At 69.3% G+C, this 15,883-nt stretch carries 14 protein-coding genes; 12 read left to right on the top strand and 2 right to left on the bottom strand.

Annotated features, from left to right (window positions below; translation table 11 throughout):
• Positions 1–216 precede the first annotated feature (216 nt).
• The 7 genes from C5E10_RS10735 to C5E10_RS10700 all read left to right on the top strand — a co-directional run bounded on the left by C5E10_RS10735 (position 217) and on the right by C5E10_RS10700 (position 8,069).
• On the top strand, positions 217–1,515 hold the full coding sequence (locus C5E10_RS10735) for an NAD(P)/FAD-dependent oxidoreductase (protein WP_104331628.1): 1,299 nt from the start codon (positions 217–219) through the stop codon (positions 1,513–1,515).
• Positions 1,512–1,946, top strand: a complete 435-nt coding sequence (locus C5E10_RS10730) for a RidA family protein (RefSeq protein ID WP_104331627.1) — start codon at positions 1,512–1,514, stop codon at positions 1,944–1,946. The genes C5E10_RS10735 and C5E10_RS10730 overlap by 4 nt, the downstream gene beginning before the upstream one ends.
• Positions 1,943–2,614: a DUF1028 domain-containing protein gene (locus C5E10_RS10725; protein ID WP_104331626.1), complete on the top strand. Its 672-nt coding sequence runs from the start codon at positions 1,943–1,945 to the stop codon at positions 2,612–2,614. Before C5E10_RS10730 ends, C5E10_RS10725 begins: the two co-directional genes overlap by 4 nt.
• Positions 2,607–3,788 carry a M20 family metallopeptidase gene (locus C5E10_RS10720; protein ID WP_104331625.1) on the top strand — a complete coding sequence of 394 codons (1,182 nt, stop codon included), beginning with the start codon at positions 2,607–2,609 and terminating at the stop codon, positions 3,786–3,788. Before C5E10_RS10725 ends, C5E10_RS10720 begins: the two co-directional genes overlap by 8 nt.
• Before the next feature lie 15 nt (positions 3,789–3,803).
• The gene (locus tag C5E10_RS18860) at positions 3,804–4,286 is read left to right on the top strand and encodes a hypothetical protein (protein WP_146080235.1); all 483 of its coding nucleotides are present in this window, start codon (positions 3,804–3,806) and stop codon (positions 4,284–4,286) included.
• A gap of 190 nt (positions 4,287–4,476) precedes the next feature.
• The gene (locus C5E10_RS10705; protein WP_104331622.1) at positions 4,477–5,970 is read left to right on the top strand and encodes an aldehyde dehydrogenase family protein; all 1,494 of its coding nucleotides are present in this window, start codon (positions 4,477–4,479) and stop codon (positions 5,968–5,970) included.
• A 92-nt stretch (positions 5,971–6,062) separates the two neighbouring features.
• Entirely contained in the window at positions 6,063–8,069 is a 2,007-nt protein-coding gene (locus C5E10_RS10700) for a primary-amine oxidase (protein ID WP_104331621.1), read from the top strand.
• 180 nt (positions 8,070–8,249) lie between these two features.
• On the opposite strand, the gene C5E10_RS10695 is transcribed toward C5E10_RS10700, so the two are convergent.
• Positions 8,250–9,686: a cytosine permease gene (locus C5E10_RS10695; RefSeq protein WP_104331620.1), complete on the bottom strand. Its 1,437-nt coding sequence runs from the start codon at positions 9,684–9,686 to the stop codon at positions 8,250–8,252.
• A 369-nt stretch (positions 9,687–10,055) separates the two neighbouring features.
• Between C5E10_RS10695 and C5E10_RS10690 the strand changes: the two genes are divergently transcribed.
• The 5 genes from C5E10_RS10690 to C5E10_RS10670 all read left to right on the top strand — a co-directional run bounded on the left by C5E10_RS10690 (position 10,056) and on the right by C5E10_RS10670 (position 14,883).
• A complete protein-coding gene (locus C5E10_RS10690; RefSeq protein WP_219820353.1) occupies positions 10,056–11,594 on the top strand; it encodes a GMC family oxidoreductase in 1,539 nt (512 codons plus the stop codon).
• A gap of 127 nt (positions 11,595–11,721) precedes the next feature.
• Complete coding sequence (locus C5E10_RS10685; protein ID WP_104301053.1) at positions 11,722–12,219, top strand: Asp23/Gls24 family envelope stress response protein; 498 nt, start codon at positions 11,722–11,724, stop codon at positions 12,217–12,219.
• A 127-nt stretch (positions 12,220–12,346) separates the two neighbouring features.
• Positions 12,347–12,529 (top strand): hypothetical protein, encoded by a 183-nt coding sequence (locus tag C5E10_RS10680; protein WP_104331618.1) that lies wholly within the window; start codon positions 12,347–12,349, stop codon positions 12,527–12,529.
• Positions 12,530–12,733: 204 nt separating this feature from the next.
• Complete coding sequence (locus tag C5E10_RS10675) at positions 12,734–13,675, top strand: alpha/beta hydrolase (protein WP_104331617.1); 942 nt, start codon at positions 12,734–12,736, stop codon at positions 13,673–13,675.
• Positions 13,676–13,824: 149 nt separating this feature from the next.
• Positions 13,825–14,883, top strand: coding sequence for a magnesium and cobalt transport protein CorA (locus tag C5E10_RS10670; protein WP_104331616.1), 1,059 nt, complete (start codon positions 13,825–13,827; stop codon positions 14,881–14,883).
• A 37-nt stretch (positions 14,884–14,920) separates the two neighbouring features.
• Here C5E10_RS10670 and C5E10_RS10665 read toward each other — a convergent pair whose 3' ends face one another.
• Positions 14,921–15,772, bottom strand: coding sequence for a Cof-type HAD-IIB family hydrolase (locus C5E10_RS10665; protein WP_181062725.1), 852 nt, complete (start codon positions 15,770–15,772; stop codon positions 14,921–14,923).
• Positions 15,773–15,883: the final 111 nt, after the last annotated feature.

The following is a 15,883-nucleotide window of genomic DNA, read 5'->3' as shown; positions in this document are numbered from 1 at the left end:
GAGAAGCCCTCGTGCCCCGAGATTCCCGGCGACGACGGACCCACATCAAGAGATTCGATGGACTGCCTCGGCAACGCATATTTGCCGCCACTTCCGCGGTGGGGTTTGGTGGGAGTCACTCGGGGCGGACGACGTGGCCGCCCAGCGATCAGGTGCTTCCGGCTTCGGCCGGGGTGTGGCTCGCGAGCGAGTTTCTTCGCCAGCATGGAGGTTCGTATGTCGTTCCAGGAGACGGAAGTGCTCGTCGTGGGTGCCGGCCAGGCCGGAGTCGCGATGAGCGAGCACCTGACGAGACGTGGGGTGCCGCACCTCGTGATCGAGCGGGAGCGTGTCGCCGAGCGGTGGCGGACGGGCCGCTGGGATTCGCTCGTCGCCAACGGGCCGGCCTGGCACGACCGGTTCCCGTCGATGGAGATCGAGGGCGTCGCGCCTGACGCGTTCGCGACCAAGGACCAGATGGCCGACTACTTCGAGCAGTACGCGGAGCGCTTCGGCGCCCCGGTCCGCTGCGGAGTCGAGGTCGCCGAGGTGCGCAGGCGCGAGGGCGTTCCCGGCTTCCACGTGCAGACGAGCGAAGGCCAGATCGATGCGCGCTACGTCGTGGCCGCCACCGGGCCATTCCAGCGCCCCGTCTTCCCGGCGATCGTGCCGGCCGAGACCGGCATCGAGCAGCTCCACTCGAGCGCGTACCGCAACCCGGAGCAGCTGGCAGACGGCGCGGTCCTCGTGGTCGGCGCAGGCTCCTCCGGCGTGCAGATCGCCGATGAGCTGCGCCGCTCCGGCCGGGAGGTCTTCCTCTCCGTCGGCCCCCACGACCGCCCGCCGCGCGCCTACCGGGATCGCGACTTCGTCTGGTGGCTCGGCGTGCTCGGCAAGTGGGAGGCCTCGGCGCCGCCTCGCGGGGCGGAGCACGTGACGATCGCCGTCAGCGGCGCGAGAGGCGGGCACACGGTCGACTTCCGTGCGCTCGCGGCGAGCGGCATCACGCTTGTCGGTCGCACGAACAGCTGCGAGGGCGGGGTCATCAGCTTCGGGCCGGACCTGGCGAAGAACATCGCCGATGGCGACGCCAACTACCTGTCCGTCCTCGACGAGGCGGATGCGTTCATCGCGCGCAACGGGATGGACCTTCCGGAGGAGCCGGAAGCGCGCGTCTTCGGTCCCATTCCGGAGTGCGTCGAGCATCCGCTCGAGCAGCTCGACCTGGCTGAGGCAGGCATCACCTCGATCATCTGGGCGACCGGCTTCGCCGTCGACTACAGCTGGCTGCCGGTCGAGGCCGTGGACGAGCGCGGTCGCCCCAAGCAGCAGCGTGGCGTCTCGACGGAACCCGGCATCTACTTCCTCGGCCTGCCGTGGCAGTCCCGGCGCGGCTCGAGCTTCATCTGGGGCGTCTGGCACGACGCGAGCTACGTCGCCGACCAGATCATGATCCAGCGCGGCTACGCCGACTACCGCACGGAACCGAGCACCAGCAGCACCCACGTCCCCGCCTCGATCGGAGCTTCGCGATGACCACGCACACCCGCATCCGCCCCTTCAACACGAAGGTGACCTATCCCGAGCAGAACCTCGACAACGATCTCTGTCAGGCGGTCGTGGCCGGCGGAGTCGTCTACCTGCGCGGGCAGATCGGCCAGGACCTGGAGTCGCGCGAGTCCGTCGGGATCGGCGATGTCGAGGCGCAGGCGGAGAAGGCGATGGCGAACATCGCCATGCTGCTCGACGAGGCAGGCTCATCGCTCGACGACATCGTGAAGGTGATCGTCTACATCATCGACCCGCGCTACCGGGAGCCCGTCTATCGCGTCATGGGGCGGTGGTTGAAGGGCGTGCACCCCGTGTCGACCGGCATCGTGGTGAGCGCCCTCGCGCGCCCCGAGTGGCTCGTCGAGATCGACGCGACGGCCGTCATCAGCACGCCGGCGGACGGGGATGCCCAGTGACGTTCTCCATCGTGGCCAGAGACGAGACGGGAGCCCTCGGCTCAGCGATCTGCTCGTCGTCGCCCGCCGTGGCCGCGCGATGCGCGCACCTCGCCGATGGCGTCGGTGCCGTCAACTCGCAGAACGTGACCGACCCGAGGCTCGGACCGATCCTGCTCGAGGCGCTGCGCACGGGCGCGTCGGCTCAGGAGGCGCTCGACACCGTGACCGCGCAGACGGAGCACATCGAGTACCGGCAGCTGCTGGTCGTGGATGCGGCTGGCGGGTCTGCCGTCTACTCGGGCGGTCGGGCGCTCGGCATCTTCGGCGACAGCCAGGGCCACGGGGTCGCCGCGGGCGGGAACATGCTCGCAGCTGCCACGATTCCGGACCTCATGGTGGCCGCCTTCTGCAGCGCCGAGGGCGAGCTGGAGGAGCGGCTGCTCGCTGCGCTGCGGGCTGCCATCGCGGCCGGCGGCGAGGCTGGGCCCGTGCACTCGGCGGGGCTCTCCGTGGTTCGGGCCGCTGGCTGGCGGGTGACCGACCTGCGGGTCGACTGGACGGACGCCGACCCCGTCGCCGAGCTCGCCGATCTCCTCGAGGTCTGGCTGCCGCAGCGCGACGACTACGTCTCCCGCGGCATCGACCCGACGGCCGCTCCCTCCTATGGGGTGCCCGGAGATGAGTGACCTCACCGTGGAGGATGCCAAGCGCCGCGCAGACGAGCGCGTCTCGGAGGCGGCGCCGTCGCTCATCGCGCTCTCCGAGCGACTGCACGCCAACCCGGAGACCGCGTGGCAGGAACACCAGGCTGCCGCGTGGGTCGCGACGGCGCTGGAGGATGCGGGCTTCGCGGTGCAGCGCGCCTATCTCGGCTTCGCGACGGCCATCCTCGCCGAGTACGGCACTGGGCCGCTCAAGATCGGCATCATGGCCGAGTACGACGCCCTCCCGGGACTCGGGCACGCGTGCGGCCACAACCTGATCGCGGCCTCCGCAGTCGGGGCGGGCCTCGCGCTCCTCCCGCTCGCCGAGGAGCTCGGCGTGACGGTGCGCGTCTACGGGACACCCGCGGAAGAAGGCGGCGGAGGAAAGATCGAGCTCATCGAGGCCGGAGCGTTCGCCGACCTCGACCTCGCGCTCATGGTGCATCCTGCCCCCGTCGACGTCGCCGAGGCCAGGCCGTTCGCGGTCTCCCACAGCCACATCACCTACGAGGGGGTCTCGGCGCACGCCGCGGCGTATCCGGACGAGGGCGTCAACGCGAACGACGCGTTCCTCATCGCGCAGCTCGCGCTCGGGCTGCTCCGGCAGCAGCTGCCCGCCGACACGCGCGTGCACGGGATCCAGACGGTCGGCGGGTTCGCGCCGAACGCGATCCCCGAGCACACGGAGGGACGCTGGTACGTGCGCGCCAACACGCTCGAGGAGCTGCACCGGCTCGAGGAGCGCGTGAACCGCTGCTTCGAGGCGGGGGCGCTGGCGAGCGGCAGCACGCTGCGCATCGAGCCGGAGAGCAAGCCATACGCGGAGTTCCGGACCGACGAGCAGGCGCTCGCGGCGTACACGGCCAACGCGATCGCCCGCGGGCGGGTCTTCGCCGACCCGTCGACCGCCGGCCGCATGAACCGCGCCTCCACCGACATGGGCAACGTCTCGCAGCTCGTCCCCGCGATCCACCCGTACATCGGCGTCGACTCGCTGCCCTTCGCCAACCACCAGAAGGAATTCGCAGCGGCCTGCGTCGGCCCTGCCGCCGAGCGTGCGCTGGTGGATGCGTCGGTGCTGATCGCCTGGACGGTCATCGATGTCGCATCCGCCGCAGCATCCGCGTCCCGCGCGGACGGCCACGGCGGGGGCTGACGCCCCGCCTCGCTCATGAGCACCATGGTGAGGGGCCTCCCGCGGACCGAGGGGCAGCGACCGGGAGCCTCCTGGTGGGTGCACCACGCGGTCATGCTCGTCGCGATGATCCCGTGCCTCGTGAGTGCGCACGAGCCGATGCTGCACGTCGGGGGAGCGGTGCTGGTCTACCTGCTCTGCATGGCGACCGCCCGTCGATGCCGGAGGGACGGCCAGCACCTGCCGGCCCTCGTGGATGAGCTGGCCATGCTCGCGCTGCTCGTGGCCGGCTTCCTCGCGGGCCACGCCGGCGAGGCGACGCTGGCAACGTCGCACCACGGGGGCCAGGGGAGCGTGCAGCTCGCGCACCTCATCGCCGCCGCGACGGCGTTCGCCTGGCTGACGGCACGCGGGCTGCTGTGGCGAGACCTCGCCATGGGTCCGAGGCTCGGGCAGGTGTCGTTCGCCGTCAACGCGACGATGGTGGCCTGGATGCTCGTGGCGACGCTCGCCGGGTGAGCCTGCCTGCGACACGTCGGCATCGAAGATGCAGATGCAGTAGATCGAAATCGTGTGCTTGGTAGATGTGCCGACGTGACGCAGTGTGGATGCACCACCGACAGCGATGTCGCTCGGCCACGCGCGGGTCGACGACACCGCTGAGCATTCCAGAGCACGACCCGAGTGCCCCCGACGAATGGAGACGCAGATGGAAGAGCCCACCTCGATCGACTGGCACGCCCGCGCCCAGTCCCTCACGCCAGACGGGCGCCTCTTCATCGCCGGCGTCCGCGCCCACGCGTCGGACGGCGCCGTCGTCTCCAGCATCAACCCCGCGACGGCCCAGGCGTTCGCCGCAATCGCCGCCGGGACCGCGCACGACACCGAGCGAGCCGTCGCGGCGGCCAGGGCCTCGTTCGAGGCCGGCACGTGGAGCGGCCTCGCCGCCGCAGACCGGGGCCTGATCATGCAGCGCTGGGCGGACCTCGTCGAGCTCCGCGCCGAAGAGTTCGCCCTCCTCGAGACCCTCGATATGGGCAAGCCGATCGGGCAGTCCATGACCGTGGATGTTCCCGGTTCCGTCGCGACCATCCGCTGGTACGCGGAACTCGCCGACAAGCTCGGCGACGAGGTGCCCTCGACGCCCCCTGGATCGACCGCCGTCGTCTCGCGCGTGCCGCTCGGCGTCGTCGCCGCCATCACGCCGTGGAACTACCCCATGGAGATCGCCTGCTGGAAGATCGCGCCCGCGCTCGCGGTCGGGAACAGCGTCGTCCTGAAGCCGGCTTCCGAGTCGTCGCTGACCGCGCTCCTGCTCGCCGAGCTCGCCGTCGAGGCAGGGGTGCCCGCCGGTGTCCTGAACGTCGTCACGGGCTCCGGCCGCGTCGTCGGCGAGGCCCTCGCACGGCACCGTGGTGTCGACGCCCTGACCTTCACCGGCTCCACTGCGGTCTCGAAGCGCCTGCTCGTGGCGTCCGGCGAGAGCAACATGAAGCGCCTCTCGCTCGAAGCCGGCGGCAAGAGCGCGAACCTCGTGTTCGCCGACGTCGAGTCGGTCGAGCTCGCCGCCGAGAAGGCGGCCTTCGGCGCCTTCTACAACCAGGGCGAGGTGTGCTCGGCGAACTCCCGCATCTACGTGCAGCGCCCCGTGCTCGACGCCTTCATCTCCGCCTTCCAGCTCGCCGCTGGCTCCTACGCTCCCGGGGACCCCCTCGACTGGTCGACCGGCGGCGGCGCGCTCGTGAACGAGTCCCACACGGACGACATCGAACGTGCCGTGGATGCTGGACGTGCCGCTGGCGACATCCTCTTCGGCGGCGAGCGCATCGAGCGCGGAGCGTCGCGGGCGTTCTACGCGCCCACTGCGGTGGCAGGCCTCGACGCGAAGCACCCACTGGTCGTCGACGAGCTCTTCGGTCCCGTCGCCACCATCATCGCCTTCGACGACGAGGACGACGCCGTCCGCCAGGCGAACGACTCCGCCTACGGCCTCGCGGCCTCGGTCTGGACCTCGAACTTCGCCAGGGCGCACCGTGTCGCCGGCCGGCTCGTCGCAGGAACGGTCTCGGTCAACACCGTCGACGCGCTCGGCCTCACGACGCCGTTCGGCGGCTTCCGCGAGTCAGGGTTCGGGCGCGACCTGTCCCGCCACGCGATCGACAACTACGTCGGACTCAAGACCACCTGGTTCCAGCACGGCTGAACCGCGTGCCGCACCCCGACCGCGCAACGGTCGAGCGGTGCTCCCGATCTCCGACGGGGAGAGTCCCCGTCGTTCCGCGCGAGGAGGCGCTCATGACCACAACAGAACCCCTGCACACCACGGGTCAGCGGGTGTCGCACCTCGACGAGGTCCGGCATCCGCTCGACCCGCTCACCGCCACCGAGATCGAACGAGGCCGTTCCATCCTCGAGGCCGAAGGGCTCCTCACCGAGCAGAGCCGGTTCCCGAGCGTCATGCCCATCGAGCCGGACAAGGAGTTCGTCCGCGGCTTCACCGAGGGTGGCCCGCTGCGCCGCCGCATCGAGTACGTCGTGCTCGAGACGGACACCGGCGTCTCCACCGAATACGTCGTCGACCTGGACGCCGGCGTCATCGCATCCCGTGATGTGGTGGCAAGCGGGGAGTTCCCCTACGGGCAGCCCGCCTACCTCTTCGAGGAGTACGACCGCGCGATGGAGATCGCCAAGTCGAGCGAGGAATGGCAGGCCGCGATGCGGCGCCGCGGCCTCGAGGATCGCATCGAAGACGCGTTCTGCTCCCCGCTGGCCCCCGGCTACTTCGGCTACGAGGACGAGATCGGGCGACGCATGATCCGCTCCCTCACCTTCCTTCGCGACCACCCGGACGACGTCGCCTGGGCGCACCCCGTCGAGGGCCTGCTCGTGACGATCGACCTCACGACCGGGAAGGTCGTGAGCGTCTTCGACGAGGGCGACGTCGTCACCGCTGCGACCTCAGGGCGCTACGACGACGAGCACGTGGGGCCGGCGCGATCCACCCTCAAGCCGATCGAGATCACGCAGCCGGAAGGCCCGAGCTTCGCCGTCGACGGCTCCCTCGTGGACTGGGAGGGGTGGCAGTTCCGCGTCGGCTTCAACGCGCGGGAAGGGCTCGTCCTCAACCAGCTCAGCTTCCTCGACGGCGAGGAACGCCGACCGATCATGTACCGCGGATCCGTTCCCGAGATGATCGTGCCCTACGGCGACACCTCCCGGAACCGGTACTGGATCAGCTACTTCGATGCTGGCGAGTACTACCTCGGCAAGAGCGCCAACTCGCTTGCGCTCGGCTGCGACTGCCTCGGCGTCATCCACTACTTCGACGGCATGAGCCACGACGACCACGGACACGCCATGCGCGTGCCCCAGGCGGTCTGCATGCACGAGGAGGACGCGTCGATCCTCTACAAGCACACCGAGTTCGGCTACGGAACGGATGTGCGTCGGCAGCGGCGCCTCGTCATCTCCTACATCGCCACGGTCGGCAACTACGACTACGGCTTCTACTGGCACCTGTACCTCGACGGCACCATCGAGGTCGAGGCGAAGGCTACCGGGCTCGTGTTCAACGGCTCGGGCGTGCCAGGGGCGACCGAGGCGCACCGGCTGGAGATCGCGCCGGGGCTGTTCGCGCCGGTGCACCAGCACATCTTCTGCGCGCGGCTCGACATGGAAGTCGACGGGCCGGACAACTACGTCGACAGGTCGGAGGTGCGACGCATCCCGATGGGGGAGCAGAACCCCTACGGCAACGCCTTCACGTGGGCTCGCGAGCGGATCGAGACCGAGGGCGGCTTCGACGATGACCGCTCGGTGCGACGGACCTGGCACATCGGGTCGAACGCGCGCCGCAACGCGATCGGCAAGTCGACCGAGTACGAGCTGCTCGGCGAAGGGTGGCCGACGCTGCTCGCCGACCCCGAATCGAGCGTCTACCAGCGAGCGACCTTCGCCGCCCACAACACGTGGGTCACGAAGTACCACGAGGACGAGCGCTGGCCGGCCGGCAAGTACCCGAACCAGCACGCGGGCGGCGCGGGGCTTCCCGCGTATGTCGACGATGCCGAGTCCGTCGACGGCGGGGACATCGTCGTCTGGCACTCCTTCGGTCCCACGCACCTGCCGCGCCCGGAGGACTTCCCGATCATGCCCGTCGACATCTACCGCCTCCAGCTGAAGCCGTACGGCTTCTTCGACCGCAACCCGGCGCTGGATGTGCCCGACTGGGCGACACGAGGCGCTGGCTCCTGCTGCTCGCACAGCGCGGAGCGCAGGTACGGTCGCATGCCCGCCGAGTAGCCCAGGAGCGACCCGAAGGTGCGCCGCGCGGAGATCCGCGCGGCGCACTCTCCTGTGTGCGCTGAGGGTCGGGGCCGACGCCGAACGTCGGGCCTGACACCGAGAATCGGCGCTGACATCGAGAAGCGGGCCCGGAGCGAGTGAACTCGCACCGGGCCCGATGTCCTTCCCCGTGCGGGGCTAGCCCTTGGCGACGGCCCCTGGAACGGTGGAGTCCACCGCGACGGGCGCGCTCACGAGGTCGCCATCGTCCCGCTTCGTCACCTTGACGAGCACCAGGTAGGCGACCGCGCTGACGACGAAGCCCACGATCCACGCGACATCCACGTTCCCGAGGGGAGCCGCGAGCGGGCCCGTGTAGAACGCGGAGATCATGAACGGTGCCTGCGCGACAAGGCCGAGCGCGTAGGTGCCGAGGCCGATGGCGTTCCAGCGACCGTAGCGCCCGCCGTCGCGCTGGAAGAGCTCATCGACGGCGTAGTCGCCCTTTCGGACGATGAAGTAGTCGACGAGGTTGATGGCGGACCAGGGGATGAGCACGTAGAGCAGCAGCGCGACGAAGCCCTGGAAGACGACCATGAAGTCGGAGTCGCCGGCCATCGCGCCCAGCGTGGCGATGACGCCGCAGATGATCGTCGCCGTCACACGGGTGCGGCTCGTGATCGTGATGCGGCTGAAGCTCGACTGCGCCGCGGTGAGCGCGCACATCACACCCGAGTACAGCTCGGCGGCGTTGATGACGGCGGCGGTCAGGCCGAAGATCAGCAGCACGACGATGCCGACGGGACCGAGCAGCTCGGCGAGCGCACCGAGCGGGTTCTCCGGGTTGGCGGCGCCGAGCAGCACGCCGAGGACCATGACGAACACGCTGCTCAGGACGAGCCCGAGGTAGGTCGCCCAGAAGGCCGCCGCGGGGCCTGTCTTCTTGGGGAGGTACCGGGAATAGTCGGAGACGTACGGGGCGTAGGCGAGCTGCCAGACGATGCCGATGGCGAGCATCCCGAAGAAGCCCTCCGTCGTGAAGCCAGCCTCGGCGCGCTGCGAGGTGACCGCCGGGTTCATGAGCAGCCCGACCATCGCGACGATGACGGCGACCGCGATGAGGGTCGAGAGCACCTTCATGATCTTCTGCAGCAGGTCGTAGCCGACGATCGCGATGACGATGCCGATGACGGCCAGCACGGGGATGGTCAGCGAGCCGGGGAGCCAAGGGAAGACGGCGACGAGGCTGTCCTTCGCGACCACGAGGATGCTCGCGAAGAAGCCGAGGAACATGAGCAGCGCGATGGCCGCCAGCAGGCTGCCGCCCAGGTAGCCGAACTGGGCACGGGCCTGGAGCATCTGCGGGATCCCGAGGTGCGGGCCCTGGGAGGCGTGGAGGGCCGCGCCGAACGCGCCGATGAGGTTGCCCGTCAGGATTGCGACGATGCTCCAGCCTATCGAGAGGCCGAATCCGCCGCTGGCGAGTGCCCCGGTGACGACGGTGAGGGGCAGCATGTTGATGCCGACCCAGATCGCGAAGAGCGACCAGACGGATCCGGTCCGCTCGTTCTCGGGAATGGGAAGGATGTGTCTGGTCTCGAATTGGACCACGGATGTTGCGGGTGTTTCGGGCATGGCGAACTCCAGGGGTCGGCGTCGTTGCCGCGTCGCAGTCCTGGCCTCAGATCTGGCGGAAGGAGTGCGGTTGCGTGCTTCGAACCTAGCCGCGCGGCGGCGCTCGGTGGATAGCGATTGGCGATCAGCCGCATCGCTTCGCGAGATGCGCCGCGGTTGCGGATCGCGGCGTTCATCGCGCGGCATCCACCGGAGAGCCCAGGATGGAGCCCCGACGTTTCCCATTCGTTTCAGGAATGTTGAGGCGACTTTGCATCATGGAAAGCGATGCACGTCTTCAGGCTTCCGTATTTGCGTCGCCACGGTCGAAGCTCGGATGCTGGGAGAGAGCCCGAGTCGCAGACCGGCATTAACCGAGCGGAGTGGCACGTGAACGCAGAAGTCCAGCAGCTGTTCGACTACGTCGTCGTCGGCGGCGGAACAGCGGGGAGCATCGTCGCGTCGCGCTTGAGCGAGGATCCGAGCGTCTCCGTCGCGCTCATCGAGGCTGGGCCCAGCGACGTCGACGAGCCGCGAGCCGGCAGCATCCGTCGCTGGGCCGAGATGCTCGAGGGCGAATACGACCTCGACTACCGCAGCGTCCCGCAGGCCCGCGGCAACTCGTTCATCCGTCAGGCCAGGCTGCGCATCCTCGGAGGCTGCTCGACCGCGAACACCATGATCAGCTGGCGCCCCCTGCGCGGCGACCTTGAGGAGTGGGCGGCGGCGGGAGTCGAGGGGTGGGGCTACGAGGAGGTGAGCCGGGCCTTCGACCGGATCGCTGCGCCGATGGTTCCGGTCGCGGATGCGGACCGCAATCCGTACATCCAGGATGCGGTGACCTCCGCCGCCGCGGCGCTCGACCTGCCGCAGCGACGCCGGTGGAATGCCGAGGAGTTCGTCGAGGGCGCTGGCTTCTTCGAGATCGGCTACTACCCGGAGAGCAACGACCGAGCCTCGAGCTCGCGCGCCTACCTCCACGACAACCTCGACCGGCCGAACCTGACGGTCGTGCTGAGCTCCATCGTCGAGCGACTGACCATCGAGGGCGGCCGTGTCACGGGCGTCCTCGTGCGGCCCGAGCGCGGCGAAGCGCACCAGATCACGGCGCGGCGCGAGGTCGTCCTGAGCTGCGGCGCCATCGACACCCCGGCGCTCCTGCAGCGATCCGGAATCGGCCCAGCCGAGGTGCTGCGAGCTGCCGGCGTTGAGCCCATACTCGACCTGGCCGGGGTCGGCGAGAACCTCCAGGATCACGCGGAGGGCCTCGTCGTCTGGGAGGCGAGAGGAGAGCGCTCGGAGGTGTGCGCGACGGGCTGGGATGCCGGCTACGTCGTGCGCGTCGACCCAGAGAGCGCCGTCCCCGACATCTCGACGCACATCCCGCTCCACTCCTGGACGGTGCACGCCGAGCGGTTCGGCGCGGACATCCCGGCCAACAACGTGTCGCTCGCGCCGAACGTCGCGAAACCGCGCAGTCGCGGACGCGTGTGGATCACGTCCCCGTCGCCCGACGTGGCCCCGTCCATCGACTACGGGTACTTCACCGATGCGGCCGGCCGCGACGAGGCCATGCTCGTCGAGGGTGCCAAGCTCGCGCGCCGAGTCGCGCAGCAGGAGCCGTTCGCCTCGCACCTGGTGCGGGAGGTGTTCCCCGGCCCCGACGTCGTGTCCGACGAGGAGCTCTCCGAAGTGCTCCGCGCGACGCACCAGACCGTCTACCACGTGTCCTGCACGGCACGGATGGGCGTGGCAGGGGATGCGCTCGCGGTGGTCGACTCGAGGCTGCGCGTGCACGGCATCGAGGGCCTGCGCATCGCCGACGCGTCGGTCTTCCCGACGATCCCGGCGCTGAACCCGGTCGGCACGGTCATGACGGTTGCGGAGCGCGCCGTCGACTTCATCCGCGAGGACGCCGGGGCGCGCTGAACTCCTCCCTGAGTGTTCGCCGAGAGGCTCGAGAACTTTGTGACGCAATGGCGGTGGACCACGTCTCCCTTGTAACGCCCCACAGCGGTGCACCGGCACCAGGGCTCGAAACCAAGGAGAGCATCCCATGACGAACGTCACCCCCAACGCTTCCGCCACCCCCAGCACCGTGGCAGCGCCGAAGACGGACGCGGCCTCGAAGAGCGTCGTGACGTCCGGCCACGCGGGCACTGAGCTCGCCTCCACCCACGGCACGACGACCGTCGTCGACAGTGTCGTCGCCCGTGTCGCCGGCATCGCTGCCCGCGAAGCCCGCGGCGTCTACGACCTCGGTGGCGGCGCGGCCCGCGCGATCGGCGCCATCCGCAATGCGCTCAACGCGAGCGACCAGAGCCAGGGCGTGAGCGTCGAGGTCGGCGAGAAGCAGGTCGCCGTCGACATCACGATCGTCGCCGAGTACCCGGTCTCGCTGCAGGATGTCGCCGACGGCGTCCGGGCCGACGTCATCCGCGCCGTCGAGTCGATCGTCGGCCTCGAGGTCACCGAGGTGAACGTCACCATCAACGACGTGCACCTGCCGAGCGACGACAACCAGGAAGAGCCCGCGGAAGCGCGCGTCCAGTAGTCCGCAGCACGAAGCCAGCGCGCCTCTGAGCGGGCGCCTGGCCCCGGAAACCATCACCTCAGCCGGCCTGGCCGCCGATCGGCGGCCAGGCCGCGCCCGTTAACTCACCCCCGAAAGCGAGTCACCCATGTTCCTGCGAATCGTCACCTTCGTGCTCGGAATCGTCGTCAAGAAGCGCAGCGCCAAGAAGAAGCGCCAGCAGCAGGCGGACGCCCGCGCCAAGCACACCGCGAAGTCCAAGAAGCCCGGCAAAGCAAAGCACGGTGCCCGCTCGAAGCGGAGCTCGAGCAGCCGCGGCCGTCGACGCTGATCCTGCCCGTGCATAAAGCCCGCCCGTTCCCGTGGCCGAGCCTGGCCGCCGTCGCAGAGGCCGTCGCGGTCGCCGCTCGCTCGGTCCACGCCTGAGGACGCCATCGGCTGAAGGCCAGAACTCACGCCTTCGGCCGATGTGCTCGGCCAGTGCGAGCGGAAGACTCATCTGGTCGGCGCGTGGTGCGCCGCAGGAGAGGCGTGCGTGAAGAAGTTCGTGAAGAGGGCACTGCTCGGGGTTGCGGCGGTATGCACGGTGGTTGCGCTCGCGTTGGTGTCGACGACGGTCGTGCACGCGGTGGCGTCTGGGATCGAGAGCGGCCGGATCGAGCAGTACGGGCAGAAGGTCGACGTCGACGGTCGCCAGATGAACGTCCTCGTCGCGGGCGACGCCGCCGACACGATCGTGCTGCTCCCCGGCTCCGGCACGGCGTCCCCGGTCCTCGACTTCCAGCCCCTGGTCGACCACCTGGCGCAGGATCACCGCGTCATCGTCGTCGAGCCGTTCGGATACGGGCTCAGCGATGGCACGGATCGAGCGCGCACGACGGAGAACGTCGTCGCGGAGGTTCACGCGGCGCTGCAGGAGCTCGGCGTCGATCGCTACATCCTCATGGGCCACTCCATCGCCGGCATCTACGGGCTCGAGTTCGCCGAGCGCTACCCCGACGAGATGACGGCGTTCGTGGGCATCGACACCAGCGTCCCCGGTCAGCCGGGCATGGACGAGGAGTTCCCGACGGGACTCTTCGCAGCGGTCAGGAACCTCGGCCTCATGCGACTCATCACCGCCGTCGGGGGAGTCGGCTACGAGGAGCCCGTCTACACCGATGAAGCTCGCGAGCAGATCACGCTCATCAGCAACCGGAACTCGCTCAGCCCGACCTACCTCGATGAGATGGACCACTTCGGGAGCAACTTCGGGAACGCGCTCGGCACGAGCTTCCCGGAGCAGCTGCCGCTCCTCCTCTTCGTGGAGGCCGACAACGCGAACAACGGCGACTGGATGGGCCTCCACGAGCGGCAGGCCGCCGAGGTCAGCGACGGCACGGTCATTCCCGTGGATGGGGAGCACTACCTCCACCACACGCACGCCGCCGAAATCGCGCAGGACTTCCGGGACTGGCAGCTGGCGCGTTCCCTCTGAGGTCTCTCCCTCGCCGGTGGATGCATCGGCGGCTGGTTGTCGACGTGCGAGGAAGTAGTGTCAGTCGGCGGGGCGGCACCATGGTCCGCGGCTGATCGCTCAGCTGCCGTGGAAGCCCCACCGACATCCGACGTGCTAGGAGGGCAGCCATGGCCTTGATCGACAATGGGATCTACGTGAAGGGGCGTCGCTGCTTCACCCCGGTGACGCTCGACGAGACGTTCGAGAAGCTGCGCGAGCACGCTGGAATGGCCTGGATCGGCCTGTTCCAGCCGAGCAACGAGGAGCTCGACGCGGTCGCCAAGGAGTTCGATCTGCATCCGCTCGCCGTCGAGGATGCACGGGTCGGGCACCAGCGGCCGAAGATCGAACGCTACGGCAGCACCCTCTTCGTGGTGCTCCGACCCGCCTGGTACGTCGATGCCACCGAGACGGTGCACTTCGGCGAGATCCACCTGTTCGTCGGCCCCGAGTTCGTCGTCACGGTCAGGCACGCGGCACGCCCGGAGCTGGGAGACGTCCGGCACCGGATGGAGCAGAGTCCCGCCCTTTTGAGCCTCGGCCCCGAGGCTGTCCTCTACTCGGTGCTCGACCAGGTCGTCGACGGATACGCCCCAGTGACCGCCGGCCTCGAGAACGACATCGACGAGATCGAGGATCAGCTCTTCGCGGGCGACGAACGCGTCACGCGCCGCATCTACGAGCTCCTCGGCGAGGTCATCAACTTCCAGCGAGCGACGAGTCCACTGCGAACCATCCTCGAGGCGCTCCTGCGGGGCGCCGAGAAGTACAACACCAGCGAGGAGCTCCGCGCCCGCTACCGCGACGTCCTCGACCATTCGCTGCGCATCGCGGAGCGCGCCGACTCCTTCCGAGTGCTGCTGGAGAACGCCCTGACCGTGCACAGCACGCTCGTCACGCAGCAGCAGAACGAGGCCATGAGGGAACTCTCCGAGGCCAGCCTCGCGCAGAGCGAGGAGACGAAGAAGCTCTCCGAGCAGAGCATCGCCCAGAACGAGGAGATCAAGAAGATCACCAGCTGGGCGGCGATCCTCTTCGCCCCGAGCCTCGTCGGCACGGTCTACGGCATGAACTTCACGAACATGCCGGAGCTCGAGGCCGAATGGGGGTACCCGCTCGCGCTCTTCGGGATGGTGGCGCTCGGCGTCGTCCTCTGGTCGGTCTTCAAATGGAAGAAGTGGCTCTAGGCCGTATCCGACGAGGTCTCGCCGACCGCCGGTGAGCTCACCGGCCTGCGTGCTCCTCGATCAGCCCGAGACGCACGAACGCCGCGTGGAGTCCGCCCTCGTCCACCGCCCCGGTGACGAGGTCGGCGGCGGCCTTGGCCTCGGCGGTCCCGTTGCCCATCGCGACGCCGACGCCGCACGCCACCAGCATCTCGAGGTCGTTGCCGCTGTCTCCGACGGCGATCGTGTCCTCCAGGCCGAGGCCGAGCACGGGGAGCAGGGCCTCGATCGCCGCCGCCTTGTGGACTCCGCGCATCGAGATCTCGCCCCCGCCGTTGCCGAGGCCCGGCATGGTGCCGCCGACGATCGCGTAGGCGCTCCCGAGTCGGGCCTGCACTCGATCGAAGGAGGCCTCGTCGTCGCTGCTGAACACGACCTTGGCGGTCTGGTCGAACTTCATCGGGCCGGAGTCGACGACGTGGTGCCGCAGGCCCGAGTTCTCGATGTCCGTGTAGCCGAACCCCGTGAGCAGGCGGCGCATGCGCGAACGGTGCCCCTCGGTCGTGTGCATCCCGTGTCGCCCCTGCAGGCTGTAGTCGATGCCGAGATCGTCCAGCTCCGCGGCCAGCGAGCGGGCGTCCGCCTCATCCAGGTGCAGGTCCACGAGCCAGGTGCCCGCGTGCTGCACGTAGGCGCCCGCGCCCGCGACCATGCCGTCGAAGCCGATCTCCTCCACACGGGGGTCGATCTCGAGCGGGCTCCGCCCGGTCGCGAGGAAGACGAGGTGGCCCCGAGACTGAGCCGCGTGGATGGCCGCCGCCGCTGAGGGCGGCACGTTGCCGAGTTCGTCCGTGAGGGTTCCGTCGATGTCGAGGAACACGGCCCGCCGAGAACTGCTGCTGATCGTCACCTGCCTATTGTCCAGCCTGACGGGCCGAGCGCGCGACACCGGCCACGGCCGAGGGGAGGCCACCGACGCCGCCAGCGCGGTTTCCCATTTCTCACTTCTCACACCCTCCGC

This window comes from Pseudoclavibacter sp. RFBG4, assembly GCF_002931515.1.
Classification (GTDB): domain Bacteria; phylum Actinomycetota; class Actinomycetes; order Actinomycetales; family Microbacteriaceae; genus Pseudoclavibacter.
The sequence above is the reverse complement of the archived record's forward strand: the minus strand, read 5'-3'. Positions and strand labels throughout refer to the sequence as shown.

Excerpts from the sequence above, each read along its gene's own strand:
- C5E10_RS10735 (WP_104331628.1), top strand. The coding sequence starts at position 217 with ATGTCGTTCCAGGAGACGGAAGTGCTCGTCGTGGGTGCCGGCCAGGCC.
- C5E10_RS10730 (WP_104331627.1), top strand. The coding sequence starts at position 1,512 with ATGACCACGCACACCCGCATCCGCCCCTTCAACACGAAGGTGACCTAT.
- C5E10_RS10720 (WP_104331625.1), top strand. The coding sequence starts at position 2,607 with ATGAGTGACCTCACCGTGGAGGATGCCAAGCGCCGCGCAGACGAGCGC.
- C5E10_RS18860 (WP_146080235.1), top strand. The coding sequence starts at position 3,804 with ATGAGCACCATGGTGAGGGGCCTCCCGCGGACCGAGGGGCAGCGACCG.
- C5E10_RS10705 (WP_104331622.1), top strand. The coding sequence starts at position 4,477 with ATGGAAGAGCCCACCTCGATCGACTGGCACGCCCGCGCCCAGTCCCTC.
- C5E10_RS10700 (WP_104331621.1), top strand. The coding sequence starts at position 6,063 with ATGACCACAACAGAACCCCTGCACACCACGGGTCAGCGGGTGTCGCAC.
- C5E10_RS10695 (WP_104331620.1), bottom strand. The coding sequence starts at position 9,686 with ATGCCCGAAACACCCGCAACATCCGTGGTCCAATTCGAGACCAGACAC.
- C5E10_RS10685 (WP_104301053.1), top strand. The coding sequence starts at position 11,722 with ATGACGAACGTCACCCCCAACGCTTCCGCCACCCCCAGCACCGTGGCA.
- C5E10_RS10680 (WP_104331618.1), top strand. The coding sequence starts at position 12,347 with ATGTTCCTGCGAATCGTCACCTTCGTGCTCGGAATCGTCGTCAAGAAG.
- C5E10_RS10670 (WP_104331616.1), top strand. The coding sequence starts at position 13,825 with ATGGCCTTGATCGACAATGGGATCTACGTGAAGGGGCGTCGCTGCTTC.